At 40.3% G+C, this 10,414-nt stretch carries 8 protein-coding genes and 1 tRNA gene; 1 reads left to right on the plus strand and 8 read right to left on the minus strand.

All coding sequences use genetic code 11. The features are described from left to right. Window positions 1-27: 27 nt before the first annotated feature. The 6 genes from CWC04_RS12115 to CWC04_RS12140 form a co-directional block, all read right to left on the minus strand. Window positions 28-960 carry a sugar kinase gene (locus CWC04_RS12115; protein ID WP_138685551.1) on the minus strand — a complete coding sequence of 311 codons (933 nt, stop codon included), beginning with the start codon at window positions 958-960 and terminating at the stop codon, window positions 28-30. Window positions 961-1,018: 58 nt separating this feature from the next. Further along, on the minus strand, window positions 1,019-2,326 hold the full coding sequence (locus CWC04_RS12120; protein ID WP_126007606.1) for an MFS transporter: 1,308 nt from the start codon (window positions 2,324-2,326) through the stop codon (window positions 1,019-1,021). Between the two features lie 3 nt (window positions 2,327-2,329). Then, the gene (locus tag CWC04_RS12125; protein WP_004589273.1) at window positions 2,330-2,674 is read right to left on the minus strand and encodes a cupin domain-containing protein; all 345 of its coding nucleotides are present in this window, start codon (window positions 2,672-2,674) and stop codon (window positions 2,330-2,332) included. Between the two features lie 5 nt (window positions 2,675-2,679). After that, window positions 2,680-4,899, minus strand: coding sequence for a heparinase II/III domain-containing protein (locus CWC04_RS12130; RefSeq protein WP_502705339.1), 2,220 nt, complete (start codon window positions 4,897-4,899; stop codon window positions 2,680-2,682). A 2-nt stretch (window positions 4,900-4,901) separates the two neighbouring features. Then, a complete protein-coding gene (locus CWC04_RS12135) occupies window positions 4,902-7,160 on the minus strand; it encodes a chondroitinase-B domain-containing protein (protein ID WP_138685552.1) in 2,259 nt (752 codons plus the stop codon). Window positions 7,161-7,306: 146 nt separating this feature from the next. After that, complete coding sequence (locus CWC04_RS12140) at window positions 7,307-8,185, minus strand: NAD(P)-dependent oxidoreductase (protein ID WP_024034160.1); 879 nt, start codon at window positions 8,183-8,185, stop codon at window positions 7,307-7,309. Between the two features lie 939 nt (window positions 8,186-9,124). On the opposite strand from CWC04_RS12140, the gene gloA reads away from it, so the two are divergent. Then, window positions 9,125-9,523, plus strand: coding sequence for a lactoylglutathione lyase (gloA, locus tag CWC04_RS12145; RefSeq protein WP_138685553.1), 399 nt, complete (start codon window positions 9,125-9,127; stop codon window positions 9,521-9,523). 37 nt (window positions 9,524-9,560) lie between these two features. Here gloA and CWC04_RS12150 read toward each other — a convergent pair whose 3' ends face one another. Beyond that, on the minus strand, window positions 9,561-9,827 hold the full coding sequence (locus tag CWC04_RS12150; protein ID WP_024034161.1) for a DksA/TraR family C4-type zinc finger protein: 267 nt from the start codon (window positions 9,825-9,827) through the stop codon (window positions 9,561-9,563). A 505-nt stretch (window positions 9,828-10,332) separates the two neighbouring features. Next, window positions 10,333-10,408: transfer RNA gene (locus tag CWC04_RS12155), tRNA-Glu, on the minus strand. Window positions 10,409-10,414: the final 6 nt, after the last annotated feature.

A 10,414-nucleotide genomic window follows, 5' to 3' on the forward strand; every position in this document is an offset into this window, starting at 1 on the left:
GTGTTATAAATTGAGTAAATTAGCCAGTTAGAGACCTGATTTAGCCATGGCTTGTTGAAAAACATCTTTTGGTGCAATAGCACCGGGTTGCTGAATAACAGCGCCGGCAGCCTGCGCGCCCAGCTTAACCGCTTCGCTAATTGGGCGCCCATCTAAGCGCGCTCCTAAATACACGCCGTTAAAGGCATCGCCTGCGGAGGTTGTATCAACAACGTTTTTAACCGGCGTAATACTGTGGCTTTGCACTGTATTAGCCTCTTTTGTAATGACTGAATCGGGGCCGTTTTTTACTATAATTTCGTTAATGTTGTACGGAGCCAAATAATCAATTACCGCTTCTACACTTTGCACGTTGTAAAGCGTTTCTAAGTCTTCAACGCCGGGTAACGTAATATCGGCTAAGCTAAATGCACTATGGTATTGCGCTTTAGTTTGCTCAACGTTATCCCAAAGTCGCGCACGGTAATTTGGGTCAAATACTATTTTTACACCCGCGGCTTTAAGTTGCTTCACTATGTCCCAAAACTGCGCTCTTGCTTGCTCTTCTATTACGGCTAAAGAAATACCCGAAAAGAAAAACATATCACCCGATGACAGCTGCTTAACAAGCTCAGGGCTGATAAATTCAACCACCTTTTTGGCTGCGGAATCATCACGCCAATAAATAAAGCTGCGCTCGCCTTGCTCGTCCGTTTCTATGTAATACATACCTGGGACTTTACTGCTATGAGCAAATACATAATCTGTATTTAATTGCTCACTTGTAAAACGCTCACGCATTTTTTTACTTAAGTTATCTTCCCCTAAAGCGGTAATAACTGAGGTGGTGATTTGTGGGAAACAACGCTTTAAGTAAACTGCCGAATTGTATACGTCACCTGCAAATGACTGATGCAATGTAGAGGGAACAGTCGCTCTTAACTCAATCATGCACTCGCCAATAAAGTAAATATTTTTCATTATTATCACTTACCTTAGGTAGTAAATGGCTGTGAGAAACACAGCCATTGCCAACAAATTAGTTAGGCTTTTTCAATGGTTCAATTTTTGGAATTAAGATCCATACAGCTGCCATTGCAATAATCGCTAAAGACGCGCCTATCACAAACGCCGGTGTATAATTACCATCCGCTGTTAAAATAGGTACCAATGACGTAAGGCCTACAGCACCTAATTTAGCGGCCATGCCAGAGAAGCCCGACAACGTACCTACCGCTTTTTTACCGAGTAAGTCGCTTGGTAAGGTTTGCACGTTACCAATGGCGGTTTGAAAACCAAATAAAATAACAGCCATAATAAGTACCGCAATTACCGGCTCGCCTGGGTTTGCCATTGCAAGCAGCGCCGGCAACATAATTAAACACCCTAATGTGATGGTCAGCTTACGCGTTTTATCGGTATTCCAGCCAGCTTTAAGGCGGTTTTGGGCAAGTAAGCCACCAAACCAAGCGCCAAACATAGCGCCTACATACGGAACCCAGCCATAAATACCAATCGCTTTAACATCCATGCCATACACTTCGTTTAAGTAAATTGGTATCCAAAAAACAAATAACCACCAAATAGGGTCGATAGCTGCAGAGGCTATAATTACGCCCCAGCTTTGCTTACGAGAGAGTAACTCGCCTGTAGACGGGTTATATTCTTCTTCGTCATCGCTTGTTACATCGCCGTTATCATCAACGCGTCTTTGTCCGGTAAGAATGTACTCACGCTCTTCTTCACTTATCCAAGGGTGAGAGCCTGGAGGCGCTTTTACCAATATAATCCAAGGAACTAACCATAAAAAACCTAAGGCACCAACAAATATAAACACCATTTGCCAGCTAAAATACACGGTTAAATAAGCAATAAGCGGGATAGCAATAATGCCACCAATGGCTGCGCCAGAATTAAATATACCTTGCGCTAAAGCACGCTCTTTTGTTGGAAACCACTCGGCATTACCTTTAGCTGCACCGGGCCAGTTACCAGCTTCGGCTACACCTAAAATTGCACGGAAAATACTTAAACTAAGCACCCCTTGTGCAAAAGCATGGGCAACAGTGGCTAATGACCACACACCAATTGAAAGTACAAAACCTAAACGCGTGCCAACCCAGTCAAAAATTTTGCCAAAAATAGCTTGGCCAAATGCATAAGCAAATACGAATACTATAGAAATATTAGCGTAAATTTGTTTACGCTCTAAAGCAGATTCATCAGGGAACATTTCTTCCACAATGTCTGGCCATAAAACGCTAAGCGCTTGACGGTCTATGTAGTTAATAATGGTAGCAAGTGCAATTAGCACTATAACCCACCAGCGTAAGCCTTGAATTTTCATAGGTTATTCCTCAAGAAAGTCTTCGCGAGCTGGGCTAAAGGTATCAATCAGTATACCGCCAGTTGGGCACGTTGCCCCGTGATCAGCAAAAGGAGGAATAAAACAGCTATCACCCGCTTTTAAGATTTTAGTTACGCCATCAATGTTAAAGTGAAATTCACCCTCAACCACATACGTTACTTGCGAATGCCTGTGCGCATGGTTATAACCAATAGCCCCTTCTGAGAACCAAATTTTCACGGCCATTAGCTCTTCGTTATAGCCAAGCATTTGGCGTTTTAAGCCATTACCTAAATCTTCAATCTCGGTTTCGTTACCAAATGAAAAGTGTGCACTTTGCTTTTGCATCCTGTTTACTCCTGATTATTCTTCATCGCATAAACGCCAAGGCGGCCATTTAAGGTGAATGCTTTATTTTGATATGTGAATGTGTGTTTAGCTGCTTTATCGGCTTTGTTGATAGCAACCAAATAGGTATTATTTTTTACTTTAACTTCAATTAGGTCTAAGGGCTCTTGCGCGTCATACTTAAGTGACGATACACGGCTAACAGCCTCTAGGGTATATTCTTTACTTGGGTTGTATTCACCGTGAGGCTCAAGTACTGAAATAAATTTATGCTGTTTTTTACCTTCTACACGGCGAATGTAGCCATTTTCGTTACGAAGATTAAAGAGTGGATCGTTTGCCCCTATTTGCGTAAATAAGAAAGACTCATTCCCTTTTACTAGGCTTGTTTGTGTATAAAAACGGCCGTTGTCGTTTAACCACGTTACCTTTGCTAGGCCTTCATCTGGTTGTGCCTGTGCTTTTAACCATAAATGTTGATAACCATTTTTATCACCCAGCGCAGCTAAGCTTTTGATGTTACCAAGTAACTCAAAGCTGGTATCAATTAATTGGCCTTTGTAATGCAGTGGTAAATCAATTTTATGGGAGGAATCTGCAGTCACATTAAAAATATCAACTGCAAGCGTGCTTTCAAGCATAGGTAAATTAATTAACGCTAACGTGCGTTCAAGCTCAACACCTTTGTAAGCGGTGCTTATTTGCCCACTTGACACCGTTCCGTATTGGTTTGTTTCAAAGAAATTAAGCGTAGGATGATTGTTATTACCCACTTTAACATTTGCATTAAAATGCGAGGTTTCATCAATCACAACCGTATTGTGTGCCACGGTATGTTTTGCGTAAGTTTCGTTTTCTGGTAGGTAACGACCGCCGTATTTAGCCTCAACATTTAAAAAACGTGCAGCGCCATAATCAGATACAATTTCATTGCCATGATCGTAAAACTGCCATGTTAATTTATCAAAATGTCCATGTCCTAACCCCTGTGCAGCAGGTTTAAATAAAAGTGCTTGGTCGCCGCCAGTTTGCGTACGCATTACTACCAACGCCCCTTGCTCGCCATCGTTACCATCGCCAAACGCTACCGATTTAAATACATAAGGAGTTTGCTTATTTTTATCCAGCGCTTGAGCCACTTTTAGGCCATCGCCAGAGAGTATTATTTGATTTTGCTTTTTAGCTATATCTAAGTAACCAGTATCGTGTGTTAAACCATAAGCGGCTGTTACACCGTGTACCAGCTCTATTGTGTCTATACCTTTACTTTTAATTGCATCATTTATCGGGAAAAACAAACCGTTATAGCTTAGCTGAATAGTGGTATCAATCGCTTTAAGTAATATGCCATCGCGATATTCAAAAATGTCTCGCTGCGGTTCGTTGTTTTCAATTGCTTTAGCAAAGGTAACAAACGGAAGTAGTGCAAAGCGTTGATAATAAGGACCTTCGTTGTAATAGCCCTGTGGCGAAAACAGCATGTCTAGCTGCTTAATAAAGCCACCCTCGCCCGATTTATCTAAATCGTAAAGAGACTTTTCGACCCACTCAGATTCATCTAACACATACCCTGCCATGCCTACACCGGCTGTAGCCCACGTACCATGGTTATGTACCTTGTTAAAGGTTGATGGCTGGCCTTGTGATAAAAATAACGATACTGGACGCAGTAAGTCATTTTCAATGGTTTTAATATTAGCGGCGCTTAACGCATCATGCACTAAATCGTATGCTTGAATGGTATAAACAAGCCACATGGCCTCATTAAGGCTTTGCCAAAATAGTTTACCTGGGTTTTGCGACTTAACTTTGCGCTTAGGGTGTACATCAAGTGTTGGGTATAATTTGGCATACTCAAGCAACATATCACGTACGTAATGAGCGTATTTATCATCTTGGCTTAGCTGATAAATAACACCGGCGTTATACATAAGCTGATAATTTTTTTTGTGACGTTCGTGGGTATACCCTCCCCCACCGTCTTTTGGTACAGGCACTGTTATAGGGCTTTTAATTTGCTCATCCACTTGTGCTTTAAGCGCTGCAAATGCGTTGGCAAACTTGCCCTGTTCATTGTTGCTAATTGCTTGGCGCATTTGCTGTACATCATCATTGGTTATTACCAAATTTGGATGCGCTGCGTAGGCGTTTATCGATAAAACTAAGGCACTTACAGTAACACCCAGCGTTTTAAATAATGACTTATTTTGGGTTAAATTCATCATTGTTAGTTCACCTTATTTAAAACGTTGTTATTTTTAATTGTTGCCGTGTGCGGGCCTACTACACGTAACTCTTTTACGCTTGGCGCTTGAGTTGCATCAAAGGTGTTATCTGTAATGGCTGTTATTGGCTCACCAACCGTGTGCTCAATTTTAATCGGTGCCGATTTTTCAAATACGTTGCTTGCAATATTTGTTACTTGTACACCGTGCGCATACACACTCGCTTGCGCCTTGTTGCGCTTACCTAAACCTACTTTAGTTAGGGTGTTATTGGTCATTAATAAATGCGGACCAAAGGTGCTTTCATCACTCCCCCCTCGGTATAACTTAACGACGCCACCGGCTACCTCATTAAAGGTATTGTTTTTAAGTGTTACATACTCTGCGTTATAAATACCTAAGTCTTCTATTTCGGTATTGAGACGTAAAATATCGCCAGTTACATTTTTAAAGGTATTATTTACTAACGTGATTTCATCTGCCATCGCCCCTTTACCCGTTACAAAAAAGTGAAATGAGTGATTAATATCAAGATTAGTGAATTGTGAGTTGTGTATTTCAAAGCGGTAGTTATCAACCATGCCCCACTTTTTAGTACGTACCACACTATTATTAATGGCATCAGGTGCGTTTTCACCCGAGATAACTAAACCATCTAGCTTTAAGCTACCGCCATCATGAATTTCGAATAAGGTGGAGCGTTGGTAGGTCAGCTTAGCTTTGCCAGTATGTTTAGCCTTAAGGGTAAGCACTTTTGTTATTTTAACGAGTTTAGATACATCGTATTGACCATCTGCAAGCTCTAATACATCACCCGTTTGGGCTGCATTGATTGCGTTAAGTAAGGCATCTGCAGTTGCTTTAACCTGGTGAGTTTTACCCGTATCAAATGCCACAACTTGCTCTGTTTTTGGATACCAGCTAACGCCGGTATCGGCCTTTTTTAGCACCTTTAAACCGCGTTTAGCACCTGCACTAATTTTGCTTGATTCAGGATACAGTAAACCGTTACTAGCTCTGGTTAGTGTTACATTTTGCTGTTTAACTCCGTAATTTAACGCTTTTAATACCTGGGTATTAGCTACATTTTCACTAAATTTAATACCGCTTACATCATCAAAGGTTGTAAAAGGCTGCTCGCCATTTTGATTAATAATAAGGTTATTTTTCATTGCGCTATTAATTGGTGCAGCGCTACGCTCGCTATCGCTACCTGCGCCAAGTTGTATATGACGCACATTTACATAGGTATTGTTTTCAATTGTCGCGTTTTCTACCTGATGGTAGCGATTTATTGGTGAGTTAGGTACGCCGTTCATAACCGTAAAACCACTCCCAAAACGGTAGCCTGTTAAACCTTCTAAGTAGTTATTTTTTACTGTTTGGTTTTTATTAATTATGCGAATGCCACCTGTGTGATCTACACCGTTACCAAAAAAAACGTTCTCTTGTATAATATTGCCATTACCATGGCGCAACGTTAGTGTGCCACGAGATTCAAAAAACACATTATTGCGGATTTGGTTTTTCCCTGATTTAACAGAGATTATTTCTACTTCGCCGTTAGTACGTTCAAAGTAGTTGTTTTCAACTACGGTAAATGAATCACTTAATGAATAGTGGCTAGTACCAATGCGCAGTGTTTCACCGCCGTTAGATCCAAAAGTAGGACGATAGCCAAAGAAGTTATGATCAATTTGATGGTGGTTTTGTTGGCTTTGCTCACTATTAAGCCTTACTGCAACCGTAACGCCTTTGTTACGTTTACCTACTAAGTGGCTGTGATCAAAACGATTGTGTTTACCATATAGAGCCACCCAATAGTCTGATTCTCGTTTATCGGGGTTATTGTAGTTATCGATAACAACTTGTGTTACGCGGGAGTGAGTAGCAAGCTCATCTTTATTTTTACGAAATTCTATAACGGCTGAGCTAGGCGTATAACCATTTTTAAATACAAGTCCTGACACTTCTAAATACGAACCCGCCAGTCTTAAATTAGATTGCCCTGATAAAATAACGTTACCCTTGGTTTGCGCTGTAAGCTTTATTGGGGCGTTTTTGGTTCCTTGGCCTTGTAATAAAATTTCGAAATTAGACCACGTACCGTCTTTGAGAGTTACTTTATCGCCGGCAACGAGTTTGTCAGAGATTTCTTGAAAAGCTTGTTTAGTGTCTACAAAATAATCTTTGGCTGCCAATTGTGTGGATGTGCACCCAATAAGAACTAGGCTAAGCTTTATTATATTAATTAAACGCATAGATAACTCTTTTTCAGTGTGACCGGAAGTAATGCCTTATCAATAGTAATGCTGCACTCATTGCACAAAGCAGGTTAAATCTAGCCAATTGATGTTGTGTGTGTTTTGGTGCTTTAACTACGTTAAAGCACCCAATGTTGTCGGTATTACTTTTCTAGAGTTTTAAAGTAATCAAAAATTTCTGGTACGTTGCCTTGCCCCATACCTGCATCAAATGCCGCTTGTAAGTTAGCAGATGACCCTTCAGCAATTTTTGATTCAGTCCCAAGGTCTGAAACCATTTGTAGGAAGTAGCCTAAATCTTTGTTTGCATTGGCAATTGAAAATCCAAGGTCGCTTACGTTGTCTACCGCGTAGTTTTTACAAAATTGCATAAATGGAGAGCTAGAAGGCCCTGTCGACATAATGTCAAATAGTTGCTGGCGGTCTACACCGGCTTTGTCTGCTACAGCAAACGCTTGTGACATAGCACATACTGTGGTCATACCCATAAAGTTATTGATTAACTTAGTTGTATGCCCTGCGCCTAGCTCACCTAGGTGAAATACGTTTTCGCCTTGATCTTCAAGTACAGGTTTAACTTTATTGAAGGTGTCAATATCGCCCGCTGCCATAATATTTAATAGGCCGTCTTTAGCATGGGCTGGAGTACGCCCTAGTGGTGCGTCAATCATGCCTGCGCCTTTAGCGGCTAGATCAGCACCAATTTTTTTAGTAGACGAAGGAATTGATGTACCAAAATCAATTAATACCGCGCCTTCTTTAATACCCGCTAAAATGCCATCTTCTGCGTAGACAATTTTTTCAACAACTGCTGATGTTGTTAAACAAAACATAATTATGTCTGCACCTTGTGCAAGCTCTTTTGCAGTGCTTGCTGTTTTTGCGCCTCTGCTAACGCATGCAGCAACCGCATCTTTGTTTAAATCCATAACAATAAGCTCATAGCCTTTGTTCTGTAAGTTTTCGGCCATATTGCCGCCCATTAAGCCAAGGCCGATAAAACCGATTACTGGTTTAGACATGAATAACTCCTAAATATGATGGCGCGTGCTTTTATGAGTACGAGTAATGATTTACCCCATAAATAGGTACGCTGTGTCGTTTAATTCAATTTGCTAAAGTAACCCTGAGCATGTTCGTTTGAATAGGTAACCCGCCGCGTTATTACCATTTGAGCGAATAAAAACAGAGTGATTACACGCTGTATATTATTGACCGGTTACGTATTTATTTCGTTATGCTTAGCATTGCTTTGATTATTTATTAATACCTTGGAGAAGCTAAAACCAAGCAACTTACCAATTGGTATGCAAAAACTGTATTACCATACACCAATCTTGTCAACCAATAAGTTAACTTTGTAAACCAAGGTAATTTACAATTTATTTCAAATCAACAAAATAACAATAATAAACAATTAGTTATAGGTAGTATGGAAATCAAACTAATTCCACGCACTTTTCCCTTCTTTGGTTAGAGCTTAATAAAAAATAGGTTGACCAATAAGTGCAACAACTTTATAAACTCGTATAAATAGCATGGCTATAATTACATTGTGCACTAACCCATTGTTGGTAATACCACTAATTTAGTGTGCTAATATTATGGCAATGCGTGGTTGTGAATGCCGAGCCTTGTCCACATTTAGCTTAAATTGCCCGAACTCAGGTTAAGAAGTTTACTTACGTATTAAATCGTACTGATATTTTAATTTATTTCACAAGCCGAGGTTTTCAGTGAAGACAAAGCCACTTGCGCGGCAATAGCTGGGCTTATTGCACGTAAATTTGACGCAATGAGTGCGCAAATAGCTGGTTAATATAAACTTATTATTCAAAGTTGAGGTAAAATAAGCCTCTAGGTATATGGCAGGCTCTGGCCTTTGCAATGCGGTTATGGATACTCCATAAAGACGCTATGCTCCACACCTATTTAAATTTAAACTCACAGAGGTAACCTAAATGCGTTTATTACACACAATGTTGCGTGTAGCCGACTTAGAAAAGTCACTTTCTTTTTATACACAGATTTTAGGAATGAAAGAATTACGCCGTTCTGACAACGAAGAGTACCGTTATACATTAGCTTTTGTAGGGTATGGTGAAGAGGATAGTAATACTTTATTAGAGCTTACTTATAATTGGGATGAAAATAGCTACGATCTTGGTAATGCGTATGGCCATATAGCTATTGAATTTGACGATATATACAAGGCATGTGACGACATAAAGGCCGCTGGTGGAAACGTCAGTCGAGAGCCGGGGCCAGTAAAAGGCGGCACAACAGAAATTGCTTTTGTGAAAGACCCTGATGGCTATTCAATTGAGCTTATTCAGAAAAAGAAAAACAAAGCTCACTAGGCAATAAAATTTATCAAAAAGGTGCCTAGTCGCACCTTTACCTTAGTTGGCTATCTTTACTTGCTCGGCGGTTTACGCCAGCAACGCCTTTGCCTTTAGCCTCAAGCTCGCTTTGACACGCCACACAGTGCCTAACACCTGGCAGCGCTAACCTGCGTGCCTGTGGTATTTCACAATCACACTCATCACAGAATTCAGCACTCGCGCCTGAGATTAAATTTTGCCTTGCATATTGCACTGCGTCGTTAACACTTGCATCGATTTGATCTTGAATTGCGCCATCACGCGCCCAACCACTTGCCATAATTAACTCCTAATAATAAGAAATTAAGCTAAAAGGTTAGCAGCACAGCGCTTTATAAATGCTGAATATTTTGTACAGGCTTTATTGATTGAGCTATTTAAAGGATGAATAAATATGGTTAAGAGTAATTTGAAATTTAGTTGTGCTATCCATTTTATCTACACATGCAGTTATAAGTATGTATTTTTAACGCAGCTAGCAAAAAATTTATCACTGTAACTGAATAATTATTATTGCGGATCGCTCTTGAAAACCAAAGAAATTATACGTAGGTGATTATTAATTAAACAGATAGGTTTTTAGATATTGAAGAAAATTAAAAGTGTAAAACTAAAATTTTAACGGATAAACGGTAGAAGTTAATGCGCTGGATAGCGCTGAGGAAGTAATAGCTTTATACACTACTAAAATAGTAAGTGGCGTCTCAATAGATTAGTACTCTCGATAACGTCGTGCATAGAGAGTGCGGTGTCACACTGCTTTATACATCACCTAAAATAGTAAGTGGCGTCCCCAAGGGGATTCGAACCCCTGTTACCGCCGTGAAAGGGCGGTGTCCTAGGCCTCTAGACGATGGGGACGCAGAA

Origin of the sequence: Pseudoalteromonas sp. S2893, from assembly GCF_005887105.1 — a bacterium.
Taxonomy (GTDB): domain Bacteria; phylum Pseudomonadota; class Gammaproteobacteria; order Enterobacterales; family Alteromonadaceae; genus Pseudoalteromonas; species Pseudoalteromonas atlantica.

Excerpts from the sequence above, each read along its gene's own strand:
- CWC04_RS12130 (WP_502705339.1), bottom strand. The coding sequence starts at position 4,899 with ATGATGAATTTAACCCAAAATAAGTCATTATTTAAAACGCTGGGTGTT.
- CWC04_RS12120 (WP_126007606.1), bottom strand. The coding sequence starts at position 2,326 with ATGAAAATTCAAGGCTTACGCTGGTGGGTTATAGTGCTAATTGCACTT.
- CWC04_RS12125 (WP_004589273.1), bottom strand. The coding sequence starts at position 2,674 with ATGCAAAAGCAAAGTGCACACTTTTCATTTGGTAACGAAACCGAGATT.
- CWC04_RS12115 (WP_138685551.1), bottom strand. The coding sequence starts at position 960 with ATGAAAAATATTTACTTTATTGGCGAGTGCATGATTGAGTTAAGAGCG.
- gloA (WP_138685553.1), top strand. The coding sequence starts at position 9,125 with ATGCGTTTATTACACACAATGTTGCGTGTAGCCGACTTAGAAAAGTCA.
- CWC04_RS12135 (WP_138685552.1), bottom strand. The coding sequence starts at position 7,160 with ATGCGTTTAATTAATATAATAAAGCTTAGCCTAGTTCTTATTGGGTGC.
- CWC04_RS12140 (WP_024034160.1), bottom strand. The coding sequence starts at position 8,185 with ATGTCTAAACCAGTAATCGGTTTTATCGGCCTTGGCTTAATGGGCGGC.
- CWC04_RS12150 (WP_024034161.1), bottom strand. The coding sequence starts at position 9,827 with ATGGCAAGTGGTTGGGCGCGTGATGGCGCAATTCAAGATCAAATCGAT.